The sequence below is a fragment of the Streptomyces sp. NBC_01446 genome (assembly GCF_026340095.1).
Classification (GTDB): domain Bacteria; phylum Actinomycetota; class Actinomycetes; order Streptomycetales; family Streptomycetaceae; genus Streptomyces; species Streptomyces aureus.
This window is the reverse complement of the sequence record NZ_JAPEPO010000001.1, coordinates 2,741,312-2,766,036: the sequence shown is the minus strand read 5'-3', so window position 1 is coordinate 2,766,036 and position 24,725 is coordinate 2,741,312. Positions and strand designations below refer to the sequence as shown.

The 24,725-nt window shown below is 66.3% G+C and carries 26 protein-coding genes; 17 read left to right on the top strand and 9 right to left on the bottom strand.

All coding sequences use genetic code 11. From position 1 onward, the window contains the following. Positions 1 to 467: 467 nt before the first annotated feature. A complete protein-coding gene (locus OG456_RS12200) occupies positions 468 to 665 on the top strand; it encodes a GntR family transcriptional regulator (protein WP_266560127.1) in 198 nt (65 codons plus the stop codon). Between the two features lie 146 nt (positions 666 to 811). Beyond that, entirely contained in the window at positions 812 to 1,258 is a 447-nt protein-coding gene (locus tag OG456_RS12195) for a phosphohydrolase (protein ID WP_266560125.1), read from the top strand. A gap of 1,207 nt (positions 1,259 to 2,465) precedes the next feature. Here OG456_RS12195 and OG456_RS12190 read toward each other — a convergent pair. From OG456_RS12190 to OG456_RS12175, 4 genes are all read right to left on the bottom strand, one after another. After that, the gene (locus OG456_RS12190; RefSeq protein WP_266560123.1) at positions 2,466 to 2,909 is read right to left on the bottom strand and encodes a hypothetical protein; all 444 of its coding nucleotides are present in this window, start codon (positions 2,907 to 2,909) and stop codon (positions 2,466 to 2,468) included. Between the two features lie 85 nt (positions 2,910 to 2,994). Further along, on the bottom strand, positions 2,995 to 4,206 hold the full coding sequence (locus OG456_RS12185) for a restriction endonuclease (RefSeq protein ID WP_266560121.1): 1,212 nt from the start codon (positions 4,204 to 4,206) through the stop codon (positions 2,995 to 2,997). 238 nt (positions 4,207 to 4,444) lie between these two features. Continuing rightward, complete coding sequence (locus OG456_RS12180) at positions 4,445 to 4,675, bottom strand: hypothetical protein (RefSeq protein ID WP_266560119.1); 231 nt, start codon at positions 4,673 to 4,675, stop codon at positions 4,445 to 4,447. 210 nt (positions 4,676 to 4,885) lie between these two features. Further along, a complete protein-coding gene (locus OG456_RS12175; protein ID WP_266560117.1) occupies positions 4,886 to 5,545 on the bottom strand; it encodes a helix-turn-helix transcriptional regulator in 660 nt (219 codons plus the stop codon). A 318-nt stretch (positions 5,546 to 5,863) separates the two neighbouring features. Between OG456_RS12175 and OG456_RS12170 the strand changes: the two genes are divergently transcribed. From OG456_RS12170 to OG456_RS12160, 3 genes are read left to right on the top strand one after another with little or no spacing between them, the layout of a single operon-like run. Further along, entirely contained in the window at positions 5,864 to 6,541 is a 678-nt protein-coding gene (locus tag OG456_RS12170; RefSeq protein WP_266560115.1) for a hypothetical protein, read from the top strand. Positions 6,542 to 6,600: 59 nt separating this feature from the next. After that, positions 6,601 to 8,016 carry a transcriptional regulator gene (locus tag OG456_RS12165; RefSeq protein WP_266560113.1) on the top strand — a complete coding sequence of 472 codons (1,416 nt, stop codon included), beginning with the start codon at positions 6,601 to 6,603 and terminating at the stop codon, positions 8,014 to 8,016. Beyond that, positions 8,016 to 9,836, top strand: a complete 1,821-nt coding sequence (locus OG456_RS12160; protein ID WP_266560111.1) for a DEAD/DEAH box helicase — start codon at positions 8,016 to 8,018, stop codon at positions 9,834 to 9,836. Before OG456_RS12165 ends, OG456_RS12160 begins: the two co-directional genes overlap by 1 nt. A 236-nt stretch (positions 9,837 to 10,072) precedes the next feature. Here OG456_RS12160 and OG456_RS12155 read toward each other — a convergent pair whose 3' ends face one another. The 5 genes from OG456_RS12155 to OG456_RS12135 form a co-directional block, all read right to left on the bottom strand. Next, positions 10,073 to 10,663 carry a hypothetical protein gene (locus tag OG456_RS12155; RefSeq protein ID WP_266560109.1) on the bottom strand — a complete coding sequence of 197 codons (591 nt, stop codon included), beginning with the start codon at positions 10,661 to 10,663 and terminating at the stop codon, positions 10,073 to 10,075. Positions 10,664 to 11,190: 527 nt separating this feature from the next. Further along, positions 11,191 to 11,916, bottom strand: a complete 726-nt coding sequence (locus tag OG456_RS12150) for an MAE_28990/MAE_18760 family HEPN-like nuclease (protein ID WP_266560107.1) — start codon at positions 11,914 to 11,916, stop codon at positions 11,191 to 11,193. Between the two features lie 21 nt (positions 11,917 to 11,937). After that, positions 11,938 to 13,056 carry a DUF262 domain-containing protein gene (locus OG456_RS12145; RefSeq protein ID WP_266560105.1) on the bottom strand — a complete coding sequence of 373 codons (1,119 nt, stop codon included), beginning with the start codon at positions 13,054 to 13,056 and terminating at the stop codon, positions 11,938 to 11,940. Positions 13,057 to 13,393: 337 nt separating this feature from the next. Further along, a complete protein-coding gene (locus OG456_RS12140) occupies positions 13,394 to 14,050 on the bottom strand; it encodes a YdcF family protein (RefSeq protein WP_266560103.1) in 657 nt (218 codons plus the stop codon). Beyond that, positions 14,047 to 14,841, bottom strand: a complete 795-nt coding sequence (locus OG456_RS12135; RefSeq protein ID WP_266560101.1) for a GntR family transcriptional regulator — start codon at positions 14,839 to 14,841, stop codon at positions 14,047 to 14,049. The genes OG456_RS12140 and OG456_RS12135 overlap by 4 nt, the downstream gene beginning before the upstream one ends. Positions 14,842 to 15,326: 485 nt before the next feature. Here OG456_RS12135 and OG456_RS12130 point away from each other — a divergent pair, with 485 nt between their 5' ends. The 12 genes from OG456_RS12130 to OG456_RS12075 all read left to right on the top strand — a co-directional run bounded on the left by OG456_RS12130 (position 15,327) and on the right by OG456_RS12075 (position 24,724). After that, positions 15,327 to 15,593 carry a DUF6284 family protein gene (locus OG456_RS12130; RefSeq protein ID WP_266560099.1) on the top strand — a complete coding sequence of 89 codons (267 nt, stop codon included), beginning with the start codon at positions 15,327 to 15,329 and terminating at the stop codon, positions 15,591 to 15,593. Further along, positions 15,590 to 16,120 (top strand): hypothetical protein, encoded by a 531-nt coding sequence (locus tag OG456_RS12125; RefSeq protein ID WP_266560097.1) that lies wholly within the window; start codon positions 15,590 to 15,592, stop codon positions 16,118 to 16,120. The genes OG456_RS12130 and OG456_RS12125 overlap by 4 nt, the downstream gene beginning before the upstream one ends. Continuing rightward, complete coding sequence (locus OG456_RS12120; protein WP_266560095.1) at positions 16,117 to 17,124, top strand: DUF2637 domain-containing protein; 1,008 nt, start codon at positions 16,117 to 16,119, stop codon at positions 17,122 to 17,124. The genes OG456_RS12125 and OG456_RS12120 overlap by 4 nt, the downstream gene beginning before the upstream one ends. Beyond that, positions 17,124 to 17,462: an RRQRL motif-containing zinc-binding protein gene (locus OG456_RS12115; RefSeq protein ID WP_266569160.1), complete on the top strand. Its 339-nt coding sequence runs from the start codon at positions 17,124 to 17,126 to the stop codon at positions 17,460 to 17,462. The genes OG456_RS12120 and OG456_RS12115 overlap by 1 nt, the downstream gene beginning before the upstream one ends. Positions 17,463 to 17,491: 29 nt before the next feature. Then, positions 17,492 to 17,806: a hypothetical protein gene (locus OG456_RS12110; protein WP_266560093.1), complete on the top strand. Its 315-nt coding sequence runs from the start codon at positions 17,492 to 17,494 to the stop codon at positions 17,804 to 17,806. A gap of 94 nt (positions 17,807 to 17,900) precedes the next feature. Continuing rightward, positions 17,901 to 19,520: a hypothetical protein gene (locus OG456_RS12105; protein WP_266560091.1), complete on the top strand. Its 1,620-nt coding sequence runs from the start codon at positions 17,901 to 17,903 to the stop codon at positions 19,518 to 19,520. A gap of 1 nt (position 19,521) precedes the next feature. Beyond that, the gene (locus tag OG456_RS12100) at positions 19,522 to 21,657 is read left to right on the top strand and encodes a hypothetical protein (protein ID WP_266560089.1); all 2,136 of its coding nucleotides are present in this window, start codon (positions 19,522 to 19,524) and stop codon (positions 21,655 to 21,657) included. A gap of 210 nt (positions 21,658 to 21,867) precedes the next feature. Continuing rightward, positions 21,868 to 22,059, top strand: coding sequence for a hypothetical protein (locus tag OG456_RS12095; RefSeq protein ID WP_266560087.1), 192 nt, complete (start codon positions 21,868 to 21,870; stop codon positions 22,057 to 22,059). Positions 22,060 to 22,083: 24 nt separating this feature from the next. After that, complete coding sequence (locus tag OG456_RS12090) at positions 22,084 to 22,590, top strand: hypothetical protein (RefSeq protein ID WP_323136318.1); 507 nt, start codon at positions 22,084 to 22,086, stop codon at positions 22,588 to 22,590. 12 nt (positions 22,591 to 22,602) lie between these two features. Continuing rightward, the gene (locus OG456_RS12085) at positions 22,603 to 23,112 is read left to right on the top strand and encodes a hypothetical protein (protein WP_266560085.1); all 510 of its coding nucleotides are present in this window, start codon (positions 22,603 to 22,605) and stop codon (positions 23,110 to 23,112) included. Between the two features lie 89 nt (positions 23,113 to 23,201). Continuing rightward, on the top strand, positions 23,202 to 23,888 hold the full coding sequence (locus tag OG456_RS12080) for an SAM-dependent methyltransferase (RefSeq protein WP_266560083.1): 687 nt from the start codon (positions 23,202 to 23,204) through the stop codon (positions 23,886 to 23,888). Further along, positions 23,885 to 24,724: a bifunctional DNA primase/polymerase gene (locus tag OG456_RS12075; protein WP_266560081.1), complete on the top strand. Its 840-nt coding sequence runs from the start codon at positions 23,885 to 23,887 to the stop codon at positions 24,722 to 24,724. The genes OG456_RS12080 and OG456_RS12075 overlap by 4 nt, the downstream gene beginning before the upstream one ends. Position 24,725: the final 1 nt, after the last annotated feature.

The window sequence follows — 24,725 nt, the reverse complement described above, 5'->3', positions numbered from 1 at the left end:
AGGTCCGAGGGACAGAGGCGCGGTAGTTGAGCGCGATTGACGCCAGGAGTCGCTTCGAGCCGAGCGGGACTGTCACCGGGACGTCGCCGACCACGAGGTCGAAACCACCGAGAAGAGCTATGTGTACGGACGGTCGGCTCTTCACGATCAGAGAAGAGAAAGCGAGATCATCTGAGCTCATGGCTGTGTGATCGCTTAGGGATCGGTCCACCCGGTCGCCTGCCGACCAGTGGCACCACCATTGCCCAAGGATTCGCGATCTTCACCTCCCGACAGATCCATGTTGCTCTGCCCGCTGGGGGTTGTCTAATCGTCCAAATTGTGGTAAGAGGTGCCCTCTGGTCGTGGGCAGCTCACCCCGGGCGGCCGCCGCGCGCATGCCGGGACGGCGTCTGACGAGGTGGAACCGGTGAAGGCTGCGCGACACGACCGGGCCGTCACTGAATGACTTCCCCTGCCGCGAGCCGTTGATCCGCGAGCCGTTGATCCGCGAGCCGTTGATCCGCGAGCCGGTGATCCGCGAGCCGGTGATCCGTGAGGCGGCCTTTGTCGAGAAGTACGGCGTATCGCGTGGCACGGTTCGTCGCGCCGTGCGTGAGCTGGAGACCGTCGGCCACGTCGAGGCGCGACACGGGGTTGGCCGGTTCGTCAACTCTCCTCCCTGAGCTCCCGATTGCCTCGGCGGCATTGGGCAATGCAGCTGGCCTGGTGGGCACATGACCTTGCCGAGTCGCTGTCGGCTGACAGGCTGCCGCGGCGGTGCGCCCACTCTCAGCGGGTGTAGTCCCAGGCACTGAACCTGGCGCCGACGTTGGGCGAGGACGCCGCGCTGTTGGCGGCCGCAGCCATTTCGCACTACATCGGGTATGCCCGCGCCGCCGTGGACACCGGACAGCAAATGATCGATGGGGCGGGGTACTTGCGCGCCGTCGTTGGGGCTGACCCGCGGCTGCGCAGCATCGTGGCCTTCCTCACGTCCTCCTCATGGGAGCGATCCGAACTCGGGTTGGACCACGTGTTCAGCGAATTCGGGCCCGCCGAACCCGAGTTGGTAGACACGATCACCTATTGCGACCTGACCAGTAGTCCGGTCGGGGATCTGGCGGACCCTGCCGATCGGCTCTCCGCGGTACTGCAGCGGTACGGTCCCGAGCGCGTCGTTTTCCGGGCGGTATCAGCGGCCCGGCCTGAACTCATGGCCAGGGCAGCCCGGGTACGGCGGCGGCGTGCCAAGACGGTGGTGGCGAAGCTCAGCTGATCAGGGGGACCGTGGCGTCAAGGAACCCCTCTTCGAGGCGTCGACGCGTGCTTCACGAGAGAGTCCAGCTCTGCTCTGGGGACTCACCGTACTGCGAAGGACTCTGAACTCACCTTGGCCTCACCACCAACATCGCCCGAGACCTCCAACGCAACCGCGAAACCGCCGGCGAAGCCCTGCAAGACCAGCTCGATTCGGCGGGGCGTGCCTGTGAAGGGCGAACTGATGACGGTTCCCGAGACCCTGGCCGAGCTTCGGAAAGTGTCCCGGCGCACCTCTGCTTCGGGAGTGCGGGTGAGGCCGGCTGTGGTGCCTCATGCTCCGACCGTGGACATATCCGATGACGGCCAGCGCCTGGATCCTCAGTGGGACGACGTGAACAACAACGTCTGTGGCGTTGTACAAGACTGCCGAGACGCCGCGCCCGTTGCTGCCACCTTCGTCCGCGCCGGCTGGTCGTCGCCCTCGTCGTCCTGGTACGGCTACGAGGTGGGCCAGCTGGGGGCAGATCGAGCTGGATCCGATCCAGGCGCGAGAGGTTCTGCTCAACGGAGTCATCGACCCTCAGCGCCTCGACGACCTTGCCGGCCTGCTCAGCCGCTGCGGCCTCCGGTTCACCCTGGAGCTGTATGACGACAGCGGCGCCTTGGTACGAGAGATACGAACCTGAATCCCAGCGCGTGCGCGTGGCCCCTGGATCCGTCCGGGGACCTTCGTCGTTTGGGCTGGCTGACCTGGGGCGACGCCACCAAGATCCTGTCCACGAAGAGTCCACAAACGCTGACACGGAGCCGCCAGGGCGGCATACCGCGACACACGCCGGCACATACGCAAAGACCCCGTTCTCAGCGAAACCGCTGATGGCGGGGTCTTTGGGCACCTCATAAGGGGTGCCCCCGGCAGGATTCGAACCTGCGCACACGGCTCCGGAGGGCACGACTAAGCGGGCGGCAAGTACCCCCTTGACCTGCACTGATGGCGCTGCGTGATCCATAACGAGGTGAACTCACTCGCCACTCACTCGGAGGGACCCTTCGGGTTCGACCAGCTGTCCGGCGCGATGGGGGTGGCACCGGCTGACGCGGTTGCTGTACCTGACCTCCAACGGCGCAGCGGCTCCAGTGCTGTTGCCGTTCCTGGTGGACGTGGGCCCCTTCCCCCATCCGCGTCGTAGTTGCGACGAGGCTCTTGCGGCGCCGCCAGTTGCCTAGGAACCATCGACGCCGTACTGCTCTCGTTGCCTCATCGTCATCACCTCAATGCTGAGGGTGTGCTCCAACCCATTCATGCAGAGCCGCTGAGTAAAGCGGCGCCAGGGCTTCGACCCGCGCAGATCGGCATGCACCTGCTCCCAGCCTTGAACGGGCCTGGGATTCCATCTGCCGCCGAGCAATGTCACCAACAGGTCATCTCTCGGCTCCGCAGCCTCCAGAGTGATCGCGATGAGGCCCGAGGATAAGCACTCCAAGGAGCCAGTGATCTTGGTGTAGCTGAACGAGCCCAACCCATCATCCTGCGGGGCCCGCAGAGTGAACCGCTCGATGTCGCGTGTCGGAGTCGGGGCAGGAGTTGGCGACTGCTGCTCGCTTTCAGTTGGGACGGCACAACTGGCAGCCAAGAGCACGGATGCCAGCCCGAGGGTCGCGGTCACGCCCCGGCGTCTCACGCCTCGATCTGTTGTCGCTCCGTGCACGGTGCGGTTCGCCATCCCTACATGCTGCCCAGTTGTGCCGCTGCTACGGATGCGGAAAGCTTTGCTGGAGCCAGTCCCGCACCGCTTCGGGCGTGGTCCTTCCGTGCTGCCGAAGTGCGTCGGTGATGTCTCGACCACAGACGAGGGCAATAGGGTGCCCGTCCTCGTGCACCTCGCTCTGCACCTGCCGGTTGAAGTGCGAAGTGGTGACAAGCACACCGAAGTTGCGGTGCCTAATACGAGAGATGAGCCGGGAGACCTCCCGGACACCGACGCTGTTGTCGGGGACGTAGCACTTAGCTTCCAGGGCGAAGTCAATGCTGATTGGTGCGGTCGGCGGCCCCAGAATGTATGAGCCGACCGCATCCCTTCCGCCGTCGCGGCTCGGCCGTGTCACATCAACCATCCCTGTGGCGGGGGCAATCAGCCGCCAGACGGCTACGGCACACGCCTCGAAGTCTGTCTCGCGCCCGCGGAAGTACTCCCGGATCTCAGTCAGCATGGCCTGGCTGACGCGGTCGTCGGGAAGCTGCTGGGCAGCTGAGCGTATGACCGTCGTGGCCGGTGCGAGCAGCGGCCGGTAGACCCGGCTTTCGGCCCAAGTCCGCCAGACTTCCGGGCACTCGCCGTCCAGGGGGTTGCCGCCGGCCAGCACGTGCCGGATCCAGGCGCGAGGAATGCGCGCCTGGTCCAGCACGGTGAAACGGGAGCGGTAGTTCTGGAACCGCTGCGCGCCGGTCGTCCGCCAGATCGCCGAGAGTTCGTCGTCGGGTGCCAGTGTCGGTCCGCCAGGGGCGAGCAAACCGCGAAAGCGGACCGCACGGCCAGGTGCTGCCTTCTCGAAGAGCAGGAATGGCGGTACTCCGCTGACCCGTTCCTGCGCGGAACCGTGAGACCGCGCGAAGGCATCGCGCAGCAGCACGTTGCCCTTGCGTGGCGTCTCGTGAAGGCCCTTGCCCGGGGTGCGGTTGTCGCCGTAGTAGGTGAAGGTGCCGGTCTCGGCGTCTAGGTGATCCGGCCAGTCCACCGCTCCGCCGCTGGTGTATAGCACTGCCAGACGCACCGTCTCCTTCACTGGAGACCCGGCGTAACGGAACCCGCCCTGGTTGCCGGTACCGGGCAGTAGTTTGCCAATAGGGTCATCACCAGAGTGCCCCTGGGCCCCGCCGGCGTAGACAGCGTCGACCGCCAAGTCAGCTTCAGCAAGGTCCGTGAAAGGCACGTCCAGTTGGGCCGCGCGAGGGGAAGGGATCATGGGCTACGTCTACCAGACGGCTACGACACCACAGTGGCCCAGCTGGCTCACAGATCGACTGCCCTCCCAGATTGCTCCCAGGTCGGCATATCGTCCAGCAGCTCCCCGGCGGGGTGCTGCTGGACGATATGCCACCGCATCCGCCCGGCTGTTCAGCATGCTGCTGTCCGCACGCCGACCGGGTCGGTCGGCGTCGGCCTCTCCGTCGCAGGTGTGGGCGGCAGACAGGAAATCGGCTTCAGTGACTGATGAGCCGAGTGGCCAGGACCTGGATGATGATGCCGCCGCCGGCGAAGGCGGCGCCCTTGAGGATCTGGATCACCAGCGTCCAGCGGAGGAAGCGGAGCCGGCGGCGCGTCTGCTCCCACGCGGGCCTCACGCGTCCCGTGCCGTCGGCGGCAGCGTGAATCCGCAGGCAGGCAGCCTTGATCTTCCTGGCCACCCGGGCCAGGAGGGCCTTACTATTCAACTTGGAACTCCTAGTTGGTCATCGATCTAACGGGTGTTCTGGCAGGGGAGGTCTCGGTCGTGGTTTCCAGACCCTTCAGGCCGAGCCTTCCCTGCACTGCCGGGGGTGCGCGGCAGTAGTTACAAAGAGGGCGGGGGAACCCCTCGTGCCTGTCACCGGACACACGTGTTCCTTGCTTGTGATTCGAGTGGGAGTCAATCATTCAAGAGGTTAGCGGAGCCTGCCGAGAATGATTGCAATTTCCATCGAATCCCTCCCGGCCGATTCTGCTGAGCGGAGCAGAACTTCCATTTCGGTCTTCATTCCTGCGCGTGCAAGGATGTCGGCATATACACCGACATCCCCTTCGCTCAATGCCGACCCCAGGTCCCGTAGATGAGTCTTGCGGTCGGCCTCGGTCATCGTCGTCAGGTGTGCGGGTAAATCCGGGTTCGGTGGCGTCGCGCTGTTGCGCCGGTACCCCTCGTCGGTCGGGGCATTGCAGGAACTGTTGCGCCGGTACCCCTTGCTTTCCGTCTCGCTGCAGGTGCAGCCGCTCGCGCACCGGCGGCATACCGACCGCCGCGCGGCCTGGAGGAGGGACTCGAGCGCTGCGAACTCATGGGCTAGTGCGGCGATATCCCGATTGCCCGTTACCGCTCCCAGGGCTAACCCGGACAGCTCCCCGATGGTCGCCGAGCGCGGAAGTCGTCGCCCGTTGAGCCAGTGGGAGAGGAGGGGCGGCGAGACGTGCAGCGCCTTAGCCTTCTGCGCCATCGTGTGACCAGGGCGGACGTGATGGATGAGGACCTTGAGGGCGTTGGCAAACGCCTGCACCTCTTCCGTGGCCTCGGGTGCACAGGTGGCGCTAATCGATCCAAGTGATGGCATGCCAAACGAACCCTTCCGCTCGTCCGAGATTGCCTATAGAGAGCCGGTGATCTTCTGAAGCCTAGTCACTCACCGGCTCGGCGGTGCGCGGTTTTGCGCTTTTCCCTGACTACTTTTCATGAAGCGATTTGCTGTCTTTAATGCTGACAAATACTGTCAAAACGGATCTTTACAGAGCTCTTCTCTTTACTCGTTCGAGTAAAGATTGATAACCGCTGGAACGAGGCCGCGGGGCCGTGCTAGTAATGAATGTTCATAGTCCGCTGCTCACCAGTGGCACCCCTGGCCTCCCGCCGGGAGTCCGCGAATGGAGATGTCATGCCGTCCTGGCAGGATGCCAGCCTCGGAACGATGAAGCGCGTCGCCCTGTGGCTAGTCTCCGAAGTGGGCGAAGGCAGCACCTTTACTAAGGAAGAGCTGCGAGCAGCCTTCCCCGGGGTGTCCCAGATCGACCGCCGTATGCGTAACCTCCGGGATTTCGGTTGGCGCATCGACACCAGCAGGGAAGACGCGGGATTGGAATCTCACGAGCAGCGCTTCGTGAAGCCTGGCGACCCCGTCTGGGAGCCGGGTCGCGCGACCCGCAAGGCAGGCACGATCGCGATCGGCGCAGGGCGCCGACGTGAGGTGCTCGCTAGGGACGGGTACATGTGCCGCTCCTGCGGTATCGCGCCCGGCGATACCTACGCCGGCACCTACGAGGCAGCCCAGCTCGATATCGCGCGCAGGGAAGTAGTAAAGCCGGACGGCACCACGGCTACGGAACTGGTCACCGAGTGCAAGCGGTGCCGGGTGGGAGGCAAGTCGCTCGCGGCGGATCTGGACAAGGTGCTCACGGCAGCCGCTGCCCTCGACTCGGCCGAGCGCAGCCTACTGTCCGACTGGGTGGCGGCCGACCGGCGGGAGTTCAGCCGCCTGGAGCAGATCTGGAGCGACTACCGCTCTCTGCCTGAGGAGTCACGGACGCAGCTCCGGGCGGAGCTGGGACTCGCCTGAGTATTCCGGTAGCACGGAACAACCCCCGTAAGAACAAGCACGGAAGCAGGAGCGAGTACATGACCAAGGGCTACGGGCTGCCGCCAGACGCCGAGGAGAACCGCGACCTCGTCCGGTCCCGGTTGGCGGAGATCGCGGCCGGTGGCGGCCTCCGTGAGACCTTCACTGTCGAGTGGAGAGGTAGTTCGGAGCACCTGGACGTCATCCAGATGCCGGTGGGCAATCTCTACTACAACCCGGCAACCCACCGCATCCGTGCGCAGGCCGGCCACGACCCGAAGCAGGCAGAGGCGCTCGCCGCCGACCCGTGGACCAGCGACAGCCAGGCATACCTGGCCCGCCTCCTGCAAGTACTCCCAGCAGACCCCGCTCGGACCGATCCTGACTTCGACGAGCTGACGGTAAGCCTGAAGGAGTACGGGCAGACGGATCCCGGGCTGATCACTCACGAGGGCATCCTTGTCAACGGCAACACCCGGCGTGCTGCCCTGATGCAGCTTTACGGCCCCACCCACACCATGCGTGTAGCCGTTCTGCCGCCTTCCTGTGACTGGCAGGACATTGCCGCGATCGAACTGTCGCTTCAGCTGCGCAAGGAGCACCGGCGGGCTTACTCATACATCAACCGGCTGCTCGCCATTCAGGAGCTAGTTGATCAAGGAGCGCCCCTTGGGGTCATCGCCGCCACCTTCCGCACGACTGCAGAGCGCTGCCGGCAGGACCAGTGGGTGCTGAGGCGTATCGAGTCGTTGATCGAGCGAAGCAAGACGGCCGGCGAACAGTTGTCCTTGGTCGCGTTTGAGGACCAGGCAGAGAAGTTCCGAGAACTGCACCGCGCCTACCTCAAGCAGTACGCAGCCAACCCCGAGAAGGCGGAGCTGCTGCTGGAGAACCGGCTGGCGGCCATGTTCCTGGGCTTCGCCAAGACCGATGTCCGTTTCGTCGACCACGACTTCCGCGACCGCTATCTCTCCGTCAGGCTGCTGGACAGCGGTGCCCCGGCCGAGGCTTCGGCTGGCGTTGCCATCCCCGGCCTGGGGCGGGCCGTGAGAGGGCCATCTGTCTCCCTCGAGGCAGCCAAGGCCCTGACAGACGCCGTCCTGCATGCGGTAGCTGTCAGTCGGCCCGGCAGCTCGGTTCCTCCGGAGGCTGCGGCTGAGGCTCAAAAGGAGTTCAAGCGGCTGCGTGATGCGATGGATGAGGCCATCACTGATGCCGGCCGCGAGGCGCGTATCAAGAAGCGCAAGCAGGCAGCGCCTGCTCGTCTTGCCGACGCTGGCCGTGACATCGAGCAGTGCGTCACCGACCTGGTCATGTCCCGCGCGCAGCGAAGCCTGGACGAGGAGTCGTTCGACGACGCCGTCACTGACCTGAAGCAGAAGCTGGAGAAGCTCGCTACCGAGGCCAGGCGGACTGTGCAGCAACCCGGAGACGGCGTGACCTGGCTCCTTGAGACCTTCGGGAAGGCACGTTAGTGGCCGACGAGCCGAGCCTGGTGATCGGCTTTGACGTCACCCGTACGCAGGCTGCGCTGCGTACTGTGCCGGAGTGCCGCGGAGCACTCGGCCAGTTGGTTGCCAGCTTCCCGAGCGGCCGCATGACCGACAGACTTACAGCGGCTGTCCCTATCGACGGCTTCCTCTCCAGCCTCAGCGCTCTCGGGTCCTGGCCCCGCCCTGACAGCGTCATCTGGGAAGACGACTTCCGCCTCCTGGTCACCGAGATGCTCGATACGGCTGACACGGCTGAAAAGCTCCTCAGCGGTTCGCCTGACGAGGACACTGTCCAGCCCGAGTCGGTTCTGACCCAGCTGGATGATGACTGGAACGACCTTCTCACCCCGTTTCAGCTTCGCGACGTAGCCCGTCTACTCTCGGTCGGCCACGGGGCCAACTTCAGTGTCCCGGGAGCCGGCAAGACTCGTGTTTCCCTTGCTGTCTTCTCTGCTCTCCGTCGGCGCGGAGAGGTGGAGCGCATGCTCGTGGTGAGTCCCAAGTCCGCATACGAGGCCTGGCAGGAGGAGGCCAAGGAGTGCTTCTCCACGCCGCTCGACGTGCATGTGCTCGGCAAGTCTGTGCCGGCCTCGGCAGACATCCTTCTCGTCAACTACGAGCGCTTGGACCGGGCTCTGGCAGGGCTGTCCCAATGGCTGAAGGCAGCTCCGGGGATGCTCATCCTCGATGAGGCACACCGCATGAAGCTCGGCGGTGCTGGAGTGTACGGTGCCGCATGCTTGGCGCTGGGCCCTCTCAGCCGCGTCCGGATGATCCTCAGCGGCACCCCTGCACCCAACGGACCCAAAGACCTCGAGAACCTGCTTTCTTTCGTCTGGCCGGGACACGGGCGGCGTGTGGTTACACAGGCTGTCGACGGCGGCGATCTCGCCCACGCCAGCCGGGTACTGCGCCCCCTGTATACGCGGACCACTAAGGATGAGCTGGGTCTCACTCCGGTGGAAACGCGGATACGCCGCATTCCGATGCCGCCGCTGCACCGTGAAATCTATGACGCGCTCAAGGGGCGTTTCTCGGTCAGGGCGATGGCTGACCGGACTGACTTCGAGGCGCTCGGCAAGACGGCGCTGCGCCTACTGATGGCAGCGACCAGCCCGGCCCTGCTCGTGGCGGGCTCAACACGCCACGAGCCGCTGCACTTCCGAGTCCCACCGCTGGAGGCGGCCGAAGGAGACTCGCTCACGACGCTCCTCAGGCAGCTCCCTGACTATGAGATGCCGCCCAAGTACCAAGAGGCGCTCTCCATCGTTTCTGCCAACGCCGCCGTTGGACGCAAGACCCTGGTGTGGACGAGCTTCGTCCGCAGCATTACTACACTCCAAGCTCTGCTGGCACCGTTCCAGCCGGCGGCCGTGCACGGTGGAACACCTGATCGGGAAGCTGAACTCCGCCGCTTCCGGGAAGATGCGGACTGCGCGGTCCTGATCTCAAATCCGGCGACTCTTGGCGAGGGCATCAGCCTTCACCAGGTCTGTCATGACGCGGTTTACGTCGACCGTGACTTCCAGGCGGGCCGGTACCTGCAGAGTCTGGACCGCATCCACCGCCTCGGCCTCGATCCGGGCACGCAGACGCGAGTCACAGTGCTCGCGGCAGAGGGGAGTGTCGATGACTTGGTCGCCCTTCGGCTGGCGGAGAAGCTGGACTTCATGGGACGGATTCTCGATGACCCGGAGGTACAGCAGCTCGGCGATCCCGAGGAAGAGGTCCCGCTTGCCGCAGGTATGAACGCTGCCGACGTGCGAGCACTTTTGGAGTACCTCGGCACAGGGGTGGCCTAGCCTCGGCACGCTTGGCGTTGGCCAACCTAGGCAGCCCCGCTGGCGGACTAGCTACGCATTACGACTTGTCGGATCTCGATCCGGGGGCATCCAGGGCAGTCCGCTCGTTGGCCTTCATCGCAGTTCAGAAGCGTCATCGCACCGCAGCGGACGACTGCGGACAGTCCTGGATCGAGGCGGTGTTGAGACCACAATTGAGACCGCCATCGCAGGCTCTCTCGGCTCCTAAGAAGTGGTCAGGCGCGACGCCATGCTTCGAAGAATCCCTCGCGGTCCTGTGACGTTTCGAACTCCCGGCGGCTGGCCAGTACAACGCGCCATGCGCTCATCTCTGCGTCCCGTAGCCACAGTTCGCCCCCGTACCGGCCGCCGACCCCGATAGTGCCGTTGTCGAGGGCTGAGCCGATGACCTCTGCCACGTCGGTGCGCTGCGATGGTGTCAGCTCCTCCAGGAAGCTCAGGACGCGTGAGGCGATGCCGCCCTCGTTGCCGTCATGGATGCGGTCGAAGAAGGGGCCGCCCATGTTGGCAGGGTGGATGTTCCAGGCTGCGCCGCCACCAGCGTCGCGGATGCGCTCCCAGAAGCTCTTCCCCTCTGTGGTTCCCGGCAATGGAAGCGCCGCGAATAGGTCGAGCAGGTGGCCGTTGGCAGCTTGGCTGTACGCGGTGTCGCAGCTTGCAGCAGCGGCGATTCGGGCGACCTGGCTGACAGTGAGGCCGCTTTCCTCCGGCCAGTCGAGCGGGGCATTGAGATTCTGGGTGAGATGGTCTTCCAACTCGTCGTACCCATCAGGCTGTTCGCTGCTGACACGCCGGTTCACGATCACGTTGCCCCCGGGGCTGTGGTCCGATACTCGGATCTGTCAGCATGCCAGCGCCGCGGGTTCTCGGGGTGGGTGTTTTCGGTCGACCTGGCTCCCCACCACGAGCAGCGCGCCTCGGCCGAGCGGATACTTCGTCCCGAAGCAACCTGGGTGGGGGCTCTATCTTAGGGCGGTGCTCCTCTCTCCTGGGATGATGGTCCGCGGTGGTCCGCCGCTGTTCGTCGGCGTTGTCACGCAATTAGGCACTCATCAGGTGCTGCTCTCGTGCGCAGGAATCACCGGTGAGGCTGCCCTGAGTGCTGTCCTGCGAGCATTCAGCCTGCCTCGGCCGGCCCAGCGAGTGTCGTAGCGCCCACCTACGCATGCACGACCAACACGCTTGTCTTGTCACGGTCGGGCCGTCGCGTCCGGCTCTGGCCGACGACACAAGCCCGGTGTTGCCAAGTAGTCTGCCCCGCGGCGTGCTCACCCAGCCCAGACCAGAGGCTTCATCCTCAGGGGAGACCGAACTTATTCCGATTTCCTCACACTCAGCGCAGCGAACAACAATGCGAGATGCGAGCATCGAGAACTGTCGCCAAGCAGTCGGCAACGTCTTGAAGGAAGAGCATGTAGTTCTCGACCTCTACAGGCGTCGGCTTCTCATTCCTGTCGCCGTGAGCAATTTTGTTCCGACGGTCCACAATCTCCAAGAGCTTTATATTTACCTTGACGCTCGTCGCCTTGTCTCCACGATTCAAAATCGCTTGATTGACGTGGCGATCCACCCTATCCAAGAGATCCTCTACGCCCAGCAACGAAAAGACCTCTGCGAGCACCTCAGGTTTGGCGCTCGTAAATTGACGGGCCAGGACTTTGGCAGACAGCACCTTCGGGTTGATTGACCTGTCGCCTTCCCAGAGCGATGCATAAGTTGCGAAGAGTCGACGCGTCCGCGTCATTCTATCGGGTCCATTGGTCCCGAAAATCTCCTGGATTCGCTCTCGCGTGTGCAGTTCCAGCAGGCCATCAGGCAACCGACGGGCGGGTGGCTTGGCTTGGCAGATTTCATCGATGAGCTCTGTCAGGCCTGCCTTGACGAAGCCTTCAAAATGGGAAACCAGCATCACGGTGCAGGATCGCGTAATTGCGTTCGCTGCATCACGGCCGATTGCAGATGAACTCGTTTGGGATCGATCCAAGGACTTCATAGGATTCAGAGACAGGAGCGTCTCTACTTCCTTGAGGCTGTCCTTGAATTCAGCAAGGGATTCCAAGGTATGCCCTCCTGCACTCCGTCATAGTTCGGGAAGAGGGGGGAGGGTGCAAGAAATGCCAAGGCGATTCAGTCCATCTGCGAACATTTGAATTCGGCCGTGCATGCGGGTCCGGTCCGCAGTGGCGCGACCAATGGCCGTCTGAAATTCCTCGCTACGGAGAAGCTTCTCCCGTAGGGCTCGGACTTTCTCGGCCTCCACTACGGCGGTGTCTCGGTCAGAGAAGGCAAGAGGAATCACGATGGAATCGAACAGGGCTTTGTTGAAGGCGCCCAATTTTCCGTCCCGCATCACCCTGAATGCGTCGACTCCAAAGATTTCCCAGACGGCGCTACACGTATCTGTGAGTACTTCCATATGCTCGCCGGAAGGTGTCTGTTCTCGGTACTTTCGCATGTAAGAGTTTAGGAACTGCCGCAAAGGGGGTCGGTAGGCGGATAGCTCCTCATAGAGAGCAAAGAAGCGAAGTGCCAGCTCCTCGTAATCCATTCGATTATTCTTGATTCCGCCCAGGATGGTTTTAAATTTCTCATCGGCGGCCAGATCCTTCAGGAAGGAATTAAATTCTCCTCGATAAATGCAGTTTCTAAGCTCTTGCGCGCCAAGCATTGCGGAGCCGGTGTTGAGACGCTCGAATACATCGAACTTGATGTCTGGATGAGAGTCATCCGTGATTACGATGCATCGGATTGTTCGGCTAGTGAGGCGCCTCTGCTCGCGAGGTGGCAGATCTGAAAAACATTGACCCTCATACTCCTTGAGGACAGAGATTCCTCTCAGGGCAAATTCATCCGTAAGGAAATCATTGACAGTTTGAATGCGCTGCAGGCCATCGATTACTTCGTAGGTTCCGTCTGGATTTTCTGCGAAGTAGCAGACCGGTACCGGAATATTCAGCAGGAAGCTTTCAATTAGCCTGCTTGCCTTTGAGCGATCCCAAACGTATTTCCTTTGATATTCGATACTCAAGAGAAGTTGCTGTCGCTCGATATCATCCGCCAGCGTGGCAAGCGAGAGATCGTAAGGCTGAGTCACAAGTCGACGCTCTGCGACTGAAACATTTAGGGCTTCGCTTTGCTCGGATGTAATATCCTCCCCCTCTTGTTCGAAAAGAGAATCCTGCTCTGTGCTATCAGTCACGGCTCTCCCCTGGACTCACAAGCCAGCACTCCGACAGCAACTTTAGGTGGTGATCCGTGCTTGCAGGGTGACTTTCATGTTGCTGCCGCGACAGCCCGAGCTGTGACGTGCCCCTTCTTCTGCGGCACGGGCGCCGGTCGGTCTGGAGTGGGGCGGAGACGGGAGCGCAAGGCCCGGCCGAGGGCCGGGCCTTGCGCGCGGTGAGCGGAGCGAGCCGTCTTGATGACGTAGGGAAAGTTCTACCGCGCCAGTGCTCGACGGAAAACGTCACACTGCCGAGATGCCTCATCAAGTGCCCCTGGCCCAGGTACGGCCCGCAAGGTCGCGAGGGGCGCCCTCATGAAAGACCAGGGATCAGTCGGCTGGTGAATCCTTCGGCCCTGAGGCGCTCGAACGCCGCCACTGCCGTCTGCGGAATCTCCTGGCTGATCATGAACCCCTGTTCGGGATAGACCATGAGGCGTTGTTGCGCCCCGACGAGCATGTCGATGACGAGCCGCGCGTCCTGGATCGAGTCCACGTACTCCGTGAACGACATGGACGCGGACGCGCTCACCCAGTTCACTGACGGCCAGATCTTGCACGCCGTGGCGTAGGACCGGCGCTCCTCGTACGGCTTGCTGACGAGAAGCGCCGACTCGACGGGCACACCGCGCTCCTCGAGCAACGCCCTGGACAACGTGATGTTCTCGCCCGTGTTGCGAGCCTGCAGCTCGACGAGGATCGCGTCCGCCGGCACTCCCAGTTCCAACGCCCGCTCGCGGTAATGCCAGGCCTCGCCCTTCGGCATCGCCTCACGCGTCGTTCGGCTGGTCGCCCCGGTGAACACGATCAGTGGCGTCAGGCCACGGTGATACAGGTTGGCCGTGACGTCGGCTACGCCGAGATCATGGCTGCCGAGCCCAATCGCTACCGAGCACGGCCGGAGTTCGTGGCCCATCTGCTGGAAGTCCCACAGTTCCTGCGCATCGGACCATGCCTGTGCGGAGATCACGCCTTGTCGCCTTCCCCCTGCGCCGAGTCGGGCACCTTGAAGTCGTAGGACCATGCGAAGCGCGTAGCTGCATGAACGCCGATGGCGAACTCCACAACCGTGTCGTCCGCCGTATAGGTCGTGCGATGCAGCTCGACTACCCACTCACCAGGCGGAAGTTGCAGGAGCTTGGCTTCGTCCGTGCTCGGAGTCCGAGCAAAGATCTCCTCCCGCATGTGGTCGATCTCGTAGCCCGCGTCGTAAAGCACCCGGTACCCGCCGCCACGGCCGGCGGGACCCGGCGTCGGGTCGACTATGCGAGTTCCCTCGACATGCTCAGGGCGGTAGTAGCTGGTGAGAGTGTGCGTGGGGCGGTCCCCCTCTTTCACCAGCCGGGCCCGTGCGTAGACCTCCGCGCCCTCGGGCAGCCCAAGCGCCGCTGCAACGATCCGCGGCGCCACGAAGCGACTGACCGTCTGTGTCTGCTCGTTCCTTTGGTACGCGCGGCCTGACGCGACTCGGTCCGCGATGAACGCAACCTCATCGCCGTCCCGCCACTTCGCCTTGTCATAGCGCGCGATACCGAGGCGCCTCAAGGGAATCTGCTCTCGGACAACCGTGCCGTGTCCCCGCGACGAGGTCACCAGGCCTTCGGCTTCGAGTGCCTTGTACGCCGCGTGGACTGTGGACTTCGAGCCCTCGCCCGCGTCCACCAGGTCGCGGATGTGGGGCAAGCGCGCGCCCGGTTCGAGATCGCCGTTCCTGATCTGTTCAGCCAGTCGGTCTGCCAGTTCTCGCCACTTCGGCGCCATTCCGAGCCCCTTTCGACGTGGTCCAAGTGAAACACAGTCCCAGGACTGTTGACAGTCCTGGGACTGTGGGCCATGGTCTTACTCAAGCGCTTCGCAGTCCTAGGACAGCGAGACGGAGGGGCCTTCTTTGGGCTGCTTCCAGGCGCCGAGGTTCGGGATAGCTCGTGATCGCTGCGGGCCCCCTGCCGGTCGTTCCTTGAGAACTGAACAGTGTGCCGGCCCAGCCACCTGAACACGGGTGGTCGATGGGTTGGAGGTCAGTCCGTCCCACCTCGGCAAGCAAGAGGGCGGACGCGTGCGGGTCGAGCTCGTATGCGAATTCACAACCTCTGCAGCCCACTTGCTGCGCCGGTTGCCTCCGCTGCTCGTCTCGCACGAGCAGCGCTGAGGGGAGCCGGAGATCTGACTTCAACGGCGCGCGGCCCCGGAGATGCAACTCCGGGGCCGCTGTTCGGGCCGTACCTACTGCTAGGGAGACACGACCCATGAAGGACATCGTGACTGTTCAGGACGCTGTTACGGCGTTCGCTCCGGATCTGGAGCCCACGGATGCGGAGCTGGACGCGATCGAGCAGGAGGCGCCGCTGATCGACGCGGAGCTTGAGCTGCTGGACGTGCAGATCGCGCTGCTTGACCGGCCGGTGACGCCGCTGGGTGAGCGTCGGCTGCGGCGGGCCGCGAACAAGGTGCTGGCGGCGCGGTGCGAGGTCGCCAACCGGCTCGGCGAGGTTCGAGAGGGTGACGCCGCGTGATCCGCATCGTCACGACGCCCCGTCTCGAAAGCCTTGAGTACGCCTCTCGCACGGCCCGCGAGCATGTGAGGGAGGTGGCGGGTTCCGCGAACGAGGCATTCGGCGAGCACGTCCGCGAGCTGTACGCGGTCACCGACCGTGCGGAGCGGGCGGAGGCGACCACGGATGAGGTGGGCGCCATCCTGAAGCGCGCCATGGAGGAGCTGGCTGCGGCTCAGCAAGAACTCCTCCTGAAGGACATCGAGATCCGTCGGCTCCGCGAGGAGCTGGAGGGCGAGCTGGTGGAGGGGCAGACGCTGACGCTGCTGTCGCACTACGGCGAGCCGCACACCGTCTACGCCTCTCGTGAGGAAGCGGAGGCCGACACCGCCACGCAGGGCGTGCCGACGGACGCGTGGGTGCCCGCTAGTGGACGCCCGGCGCCCGACGTTCGGTGGCGCTGTGAGGCGTTCATCTGCGACGCCGCATCGAACGGGTTCCGGCGCGTGTTCATGACCTCCCCGGAGCCGGTGGGGGGTGCGGCGTGAACAGTGTTCAGACGCGTTCAGCCGAGCGGGCTCTGTCGGGTGGCACGTGGTTGATCGTGTGCGGGGCGATGCTCTACTCGATCCTCACGGTTACGCCGCTGATGGCCAAGCACACTGCTTCCGGATGGGAGTGGACGGCGCCGATTCTGCCGCTGGTGGTGGATGCCGCGGTGGTCATCGTGGTCAAGCTCGATGATGTGCTCGCCCGCCTGGGCGGGCACGGCGGACGCTGGCCCATTGCCCTGCGGTGGATGACCGGTCTCATGACCCTCGCGCTCAACACCGCTGACTCCGCGCTTAAGAAAGACCTGGTCGGCGTGGCTGTGCACTCCGTGGCGCCACTGCTGCTGATCGCCACGTCGGAAGCCAGCCTGGCCTATCGGCGGGCTCTGGCTACCGCTCTGGCGGCGCTGGAGTTCGAGCGGAAGGCGGAGTGCGAGCAGGCTGAGCAGAAGGCGCAGGAACGTGCTGACAGGACTCGTGCCCACGCCCGTGAGGAGCGCGAGCACGCCGCGCTGTTGGCGCGTGAACAGCGTGAACACGAAGCCTCCCTGGCCCGTGAGGCTGCGGAGCGCGAGGAACGTCAGCTGCGTGAGGAACGCGAGGAGCGCGAGCGAGCCGCGGCGGCTGAGCGGGAGATCCGTGAACGCCGTGAACGCGAGCGTGAACAGCGTGAACAAGAGCGTGAGCGGCTTGAACGGCAGGTCCGCGAGCGGGCCGAAGCCGAGCAGCGCGAGCGCTCCGAGCGTGCGGCTCGTGAACAGCATGAACGTCAGGAGCGCCTCGCCCGTGAACGCGACGCGCTGCTTGAGCGCGGCCCGGCTCAGGGCAAGCTCCCGGAGGCTGAGGCCCGCCAGATCGTGTCGGCGGCGTTCGAGTCAGCGCTGCCGGTGCGGCAGGCCGCGGAGCTGTGCGGCTGGTCGGTCGGCTGGGTCTCCACCCGCTACGCCGAACACCGCGACCCCAGCACCACCGGCGCTGAACTCGCCATCGCGAGCCAGTGATAGCCACCCTCCCCATCTACCGATGGCGCCTGGCCCCTGACGGCTACGCCACCTACCGGCAACTGCGCGCCCTCGGGCTGCGGCCCGGCGGGCAGGACGTCGCCGCACAGCTCGAACGCCCCCGGCGCCGCCGCGGCCCGCTGGTCGCCTACCTCTACCGCATCGACCGAGCCAAGCCGGTGCGCCCGATGACACCAGCCCGGCAGGCGGCCCTGGCCAAGGCCAACACCGCCCGCCGCATCTGCCCCGCGTGCCGGCGCGACGCCGGTTACGTCATCCCCACATCACTTGGCATGTGCGGCCTGTGCGCCGCTCCTGAGGAACAGCGCGCCGCCTGACATCCCCTTCTGAACTGGGAGTTCCCCTCATGGCACAGAGTCCGACCCGACGCCGGATCACCAGCGCTGCCCTCATCGTTTGCGCGAGTGCGGTGGCCGGCGCGATCGCTGTGCGGCTGCAGTCGTACGGCGTGCCGTTCGGTCTGATCACGCCGTGCGTGCTGGCGGTGCTGTCATCCGCCCTGTGGCTGCTGAGCCGCGCCGAAGATGCCTGGTCGAGCACGCGGCACCGCTGCACGGCGACCGGCTGCACCTTCGAGGTCCGCGTGCAGAACGGCAGTGCCGCAGACAACCGGCGCTGGCAGGAAGTCGCCGCGGCCCACCCCACCCACAACGCCGTCTGAACAGCGCGTTTCCCACATCAGCGCAGGACCCGAACACCCCTTCTCACAAGCGCGTTCGGGTCCTGCTTCTCACTCCGGAAGGAGTGCCTTCAGCATGACCGACACCAGCACAGAAGCGGTAGTGGCCCCCGCCACCACCGACACCCAGCCCGTCCCGGCGCCTGCACAGGCTGTGGACAAGGCAGATGAGAAGAACAGCCAGGTAGAGGACGCGCCCGGCGGTTGGCCGGTCGCCCCGCTGGCCCTGTCCGGGGCGAACGCGACCGTCTCCACGATCGCCGCGGCCGGGCTGGCCGGCGGGCCGATCGCCGCAGCGGTCGCCGCAACCGGCATGGCCGTGCTCGGCACGATCGCCTCCTACCGCAGCCGCAACCCGCGCCCGAAGCAGGCCGCACGGCGTGCCGCCGCACGTACCGCGGCCCGCCAGCACGCCGCACGCCACCGTTCCGGCGGACTCAGCACCGCCGGGCGCAAGTCCGGTTCAGGCGGCGGTCGCACTGCCGGCGGGTCGGGCAAGGTGCCCGGTCAGAAGCGGCGCGGGCCGGGCGCTGGTTCGGGGCGCGGCGGGGCTGGTCAGGGCGGGGCCGGGGCGGGCAAGCACCGCGCTCCGGTCTCCCTGAACAAGCCCGCCGGACTCAAGAGCGGCGGCGCTGCGGGGGCTCTGTCCAAGGCGGGGCAGGTCAAGGCGCTGCGTAAGGCGCAGAAGCAGGCCGGGGCCTCGCGGGCGCAGAAGCGGCAGCAGGGCACCGCCGCACGCCGTGCGGTGGCCGATGCCCGTCGGAACACTCCGAAATCCAACAAGCCCAAGGCCGGCACGAACAAGCCCGGTGCCGGCAAGTTGCGGGCGCGGTCGCGTGGTCTGGCGGGCGGACTGCTGGGCGGTGCGGGCCGTAAGGCGCGTGCGGTCGAGCAGGCGGCCATCGCCAAGCAGCGGGCCCGCCGGGACGCGGCCACGGCGCGGAAGGTGTCCGGCGGCCGGTCGGCCGTACGGAAGGCGCCCGCCCGGCAGGCCGCACGGAAGGCGCTGCGTCGCTCTGCAGCACGCTTCCACGGTCGCCGCGCCCTGGCCGCGCTCCTCGCCCTCCCGATCGGCCTTCTCGGGTTCCTGGCCAGTCCGTTGGGCCGGAAGTTGGGCCTGCCCTGGCTGGTCCACCCCGGCCGGCGCCTGTACGCGCGGCTGACCGGCGCGGCCCGACAGCAGCGTGCCGAGCGCGATGCGGCGATCCGCCAGGAGCAGGCCGCCGCGGAAGACACGGCCGAGCAGGAAGCCACCAAGGACAACACGGACGGACTCGGCGACCAGGTGGCACGCCCGGCCGGACCCGTCCCGAACACCACCGAAAGCACGGCAACCAGTGAAGGAGAGCACGTGTCCGGGTTCCAGTTCGAAGAGCACGCAGCCGAGATGGAGCAGGCCGCACAGGCCTACGACCCCGAGGACGCCATGGAGATCCTGACCATGGTCGAAAACCTCCCCGCCGCCCTGACCAGCGTCGCGAACGTCATGAAGACCCTCGCGGAGCGCGCCGACAGTGAGTTCCCGCTGGAGAAGGAGGTCGCGGACGGCTTCAACGACATCTTCGGCGCCCTGATGAGCGCCGTCGCAGTCGCCGAAGACATGGGACCGCTGTTCCGCCAGGCCCACGAGCACGACATCGCCCGTCACGAAGACCCCCGCAACGGCCCCGAGGCCGAGAAGGGCTGGAACGTCTGACATGAGTGCCACCACTGCCGCAAACAAGAGGAAGCAGGCGGACAGTGGCCCGGTGCTGGACTGGACCGCCGGTCACGGACCCGTGACCGGCGCCCTGTCCGCCACCACCGGAGCCCTGGCCATCGCCACCACCGGAGCCGCCCTTTCCATGCCCCCGGCCTGGGCTTTGGCTGTCGGCGGCGCCGGCGCCCTGGGCCACACCGTCGCCGGACTGAAGGTCCGTAACGCGGGCCGCACCCTCGCCTTCAAGGCCGCATCCTGGCTGGTCGGTGCGGGATGGACCACCTGGGCCATGACCACCGGTCCTCTGTCCTGGGCTGCCCTCGGCTCGCTCGCCACGATCGGCGTCGGGATGGGCGCCGGTGCCCGCTCCGTCGCCCTCTACGAGGAAGCCCGCGAGGAAGAGGCCCTTGCCGCGGAACGGCGCCAGGTCGCGCAGGAGATCAGCGCGGAACGGCGCCAGATCGCCGCTCAGTGGGTGGAGCGGATCCGCCGGATCTGCACCATCACCGTGCGCGTCCTCGCGGTGGAGATGTGGGAGACCGGCAACGGCTACTCCCTCGACCTCGAACCGCAGGGCGGCACCACCTACGACCGCATCGCCCAGTACTCCGCGGCTCTGTCGGCAGACGCGAAGCTGCCGCACGGCTGCACCGCCGCGGTCGGCCCGGGTGCTCACCAGGGCCGCGCGATCGTGGACGTCACCACCCGCAACGTCCTCGCCGAACCGCGTTCCTACCCCGAGGACTACTCGCCGCTGTCCGTGCTCACCGGGATGCCGTGGGGTTTTCGCACCAACGGCGACGACGTCCTCGCTTACCTGCGCGAGCAGTGCGCGCTGGTGGTCGGGCCGACCGGCTCGGGCAAGACGAACATGCTCCACACGATCCTGGCCGGTCTCGCCCGCGCCGAAGACGTGCTGACCTGGGTGATCGACCTGAACGCCGGGTCGGCAGGCCTGCCCTGGGTGCGTCCCTCGCTCGGGGGCGAGTTGAAGCAGGCGGACGGCGATCCGGTGCGGCCCGGCGTGGACTGGCTGGCCGGCACGTATGAGGAGGCGCTGAAGCTGCTGGACGCGGCGATCGCAGTCGGGCTGCACCGCAAGCGCGCCTACCAAGAGCTGATGGCCAAGCACGACACTGATTTGCTGCCGGTCAGCGCGAAGATTCCGCAGATCATGCTGGTCATCGACGAGGGCGCCGAAATCCTCGTCTCCACGGACCGGCGGATGAAGGAACTCGCCAAGCGCATCCTGGAGTTCATCCGCATGCACCGCTCCATGGGCGGACGCACCATCATCACCGCGCTGGGGGCCACCGGCAGTGTCCTCGGGAACCTGATCATCCGCCGGGAAGCCAAGGTCCGCGTGGTGCTGACCGGCGGCGAGACGGAGGGCATGGACCTCTCGAAGATGTTTCCGGGCCGCCGCGGTCTGCGGGTGGATCAGGCGCCTTTCAAGGGCGCCGGGTTCATGGGCACCCCCGAATCCCCGGGGGCGCTGTTCAAGGCGTGGCGGATCAAGCCCTCCCAAATCCGCGACATCACCGTCGCCACGTCCGACCGGCACCCTCGGCTGGACGCCGTATCCGCGAACGCGGCGGGCGCCGACTATGCGCGACGGTGGGACGCGGATCGCACCGCGTGGATGCGCGATCTCACCCCGGACGCCACCGGCACCGAGCAGTCGGCGCCCGGAGCCGGGGGCGGACTGAACCTGTCCGCCCACCGCACCGACCGCACCGACCGCACCGACCGCACCGGGAAGGCAGGCGGGGACGACGACCTGATGCGCCGCTTCCGCGAGGAGATCGACGCCCAGTTCGCCACCGCCCCCGACCCGGACACCCCGGCGCCCGCGTCCTCGGGGCTGAACCTGTCCGCGCTGCGCAAGGAGCCGGAGCAGGACAGCCCCGCGCAGCGGGCCGCGCTCGCCGCACTCCTCGCGGCAGGCCCGGACGGCACCGGCGCCTCCGCGATCTCCCGCACCCTCGCAGACGAGTACGGCACGACCCGTCAGACGGTCGTCGGCTGGCTCAAGGCATGGGCCGATGACGGCACCGCCGTGCGCGTCGGGGAGGGCACCAAAGCCCGTTACGTCCACCGCGACCGCACCCCCGAACCGCCCGCGAACGAGTAGCGCTTGTCGCTTGTCGTCCGTCCTGCACGCGCGTCCCTTCTCGGGTTGTCGTGGGGGTCGAAAACGGCTTGTGACCTGGGAGGCGACAAGCGACAAGACAAGCGACAAGACAAGACAAGCGACAAGCCAGACGACAAGCAACACGACAAGCCAACGGCGGGCAGCACCCGGTTCGGGTGCTGCCCGTCGGCCGTCTCCCGGAGGTCCCTCGTGCTCGTGACCCTGTCCGCCGTCGCTCTCTTCGGCATCCTCACCTTCGCTCTGCTGCGCGGCCGGATCGTCGGCCCGCTCGCCGCGCTCGCGGTGTTCCTCTTCGGGTTCTTCACCGCCGACACCGGAGCCGCCGACGCCATACACGCCGTACTGCGCGCCCTCATCGGCGCCGCACAGAACATCTCCTGACCACATCCGACCGGAGGTCCACCCGTGACCGAGTACGAGCAACTGCCAAGGGCGTGGTCGCCGCGGATGAGCGACGCCGCCGCCAACGCCGAAGCCCGCCGGATCATCGACGACGTCTACCGACCGGCGGCCCTGGTGCGGCAGATACCGACCTACTTCAAGGACGACACCCCGGCCCCGCTCTTCGGGGACGCCGAACCCGTCCACCAGGACGACCGTCGGATCGTGCCCGCCTGGGCCGCGGGCGTCGCGGTCGCCTCCCTCGGTATCGGCGCCGGCGTCACCGGGATCGGCTGCGGTGCCTGGCTCGTGCTGAAGGGATTCGCCTCCATGAGCGTCACCGGAGTCATCGCCATGGGCGCCCTGTTCTCCGGCCTCGCGTTCGCCGCGCTCTCGATCGGCGTCGCCTTCTCGCGCGCCAGGCGCTCCGTCTCCCGCGCCGTCTACACCGGGCCGGTCACCAAGAACACCCACGTCACCACCCACACGCGGGGCGCGTTCGCCCGCTCCCACACCCACCTGCACAACTGACAGGAGCCTGCCGTGACCACCGAGACTACGAACGCCGCCGCCCTGGCCGACCAGGCAGCCGAGTCCATCCGCTCCCTGAACTACGCCACCCTCCCGTGGGCCAACGGGCTGACCTTCCCTGGCGACGCCTACAGCACCGTCGGCAACCTCTCCACGCTCGCAATGCGCCTTCCCCAGGCACTTCACCAGGTCCGGGCGTTCATCGACCGGCAGCACGAAAACGGCGAGCTGTACAGCGACCAGGGCCCCGACGACCTGACGGCCCGTATCGCCAATTTCCGCGACGCCACCAGCGACGCCGTCCGCGCCGCGGAAGCGTTGTATGCCGCCCTCGAACAGGCCCACATCGCACTGAGCCCCATCGGCGCCCGCGGCCACGACCTCGACGACGAGGAAGAGGAGCCGTGCGGGGAGGGCATGTGCCAGTGCTCCTGCATCGGCACGCTGCACCCCTGCGGCTGCGACTGCCCGCACGACGACGACTGCAGCTGCGACGCCTGCGACGCCATCGAGCAGTACTAGCTACGCCAAGGGCGGCCCCCTCGTCTCGCCAAAGTCGCGGGGCCGCCCTTGTGTTCCACCACTTCCGTCAGAACTGGAGGACTTCCAGCATGACTCAACCCACCGACATCCGGCGAGCTCTTGCCCTGCGACTTCTCGATGGCTACTGCTGCCAGGGCGGCGCCGGGAAGGGCTACCACGACGCAGGGTTCGAGGTGACCGGCGTCGACAAGGACCCGCAGACCCGCTACCCGCTTGCCTTCCACCAGGGCGACGCGATCGAGTTCATCCGCGAGTTCGGCGCCGGGTTCGACTTCATCCACGTCTCCCCGCCCTGCCAGCACGACAGCGACTGCCAGCGCATCCAGGGCAACACCCACCCCGACCTGATCGCCCCTACACGCAACGCGCTGAACGCGACCGGACGGCCGTGGACGATGGAGAACGTCCGCGGCGCCGCCGCCAAGCTCCAAAGCCCGGTGGTGCTGTGCGGGACGATGTTCGGGCTCAAGACGTACCGGCACCGCTACTTCGAGACGGGCGGCGGCTTCACCCTCACCCAGCCTGAACACCCCGCGCACACGGCGCCCCAGGCCAAGATGGGCCGCCCTGTGCCTGCCGGGTACTTCGGGCAGTACGTCGGCAACTTCTCCGGTGTCCAGCAAGCGCGCAACATCCTCGAGGTGCCATGGATGAACCGGGACGGCATCCGCGAGTGCGTCCCGCCCGCCTATACCCGCTACATCGGCCGCGTCGCCCAAGCCCACCTGCGCCCGGCGCTGGGGGTGACGGCATGAACGAGCACCTGCACACGGCGCTCAGCCTCGCGGCTGACGGTCTACCCGTACTGCCCCTGCGCAAGGGAAAAGTGCCCTTCGGGAACTGCCCGGCCTGCGCGGACAACGCCTGTGGGGGGCGGCCCAACATGAAGACGCCGGGGCCGTGCGTCTGCCCCGGCCCGTGCCACGCGTGGGCCGCCGCAACGACGAACCCAGACGTCATCGGCTCCGTCCCGTGGCGCCGGGTCTGGCGCATCGCGAGCGCGCTCGCCTACCACCCGGGCGGGGCCGGGCTGACGGTTGTGGACCTCGACAACGCCGACGCCATCGCTTGGGCCCGGAAGACTCTGCCGACCACGCAGACCGTGCCCACCACCCGCGGTGAGCACTGGCTCTACCTCGGGACCATGCCCTCTGCGAACGGCGTGCGGCCGGGCGTGGACATCAAGTCCACTATGGCCTACGCACGCTGGCTCGGGTTCGGCGCCGGCGCGATGGCCTACCTGCCGGATGCCGTGCGCGCGCTCGCCGTGAGCAAGCCCGCCCCGGCCCGGCCTACGTCGCAGGCCCTCGCGGTGCCCACGCCAGCCGGGCGTGGTGAGTGCCGTCACCGCACGCCCGCGTTCTTGGAGCGCGGTATCGCGATGGCGGAGCAGTGCATCACCGACGCGACGAGCGGCGTGCACAACGTTGTGTACCGCACCTTCCTGGCCGTGCTCTCCACGCACGGCCGGTGCGGGTGCCTCACCGAGGACCACATCACGCGCCTGTTCACCGCCGCGCAGGCCAAGGGCGAGACGGCCCGGCACTGCACGGAGGCGTGGACCAACGCTCGTACTCGGTTGGGACTTTGAG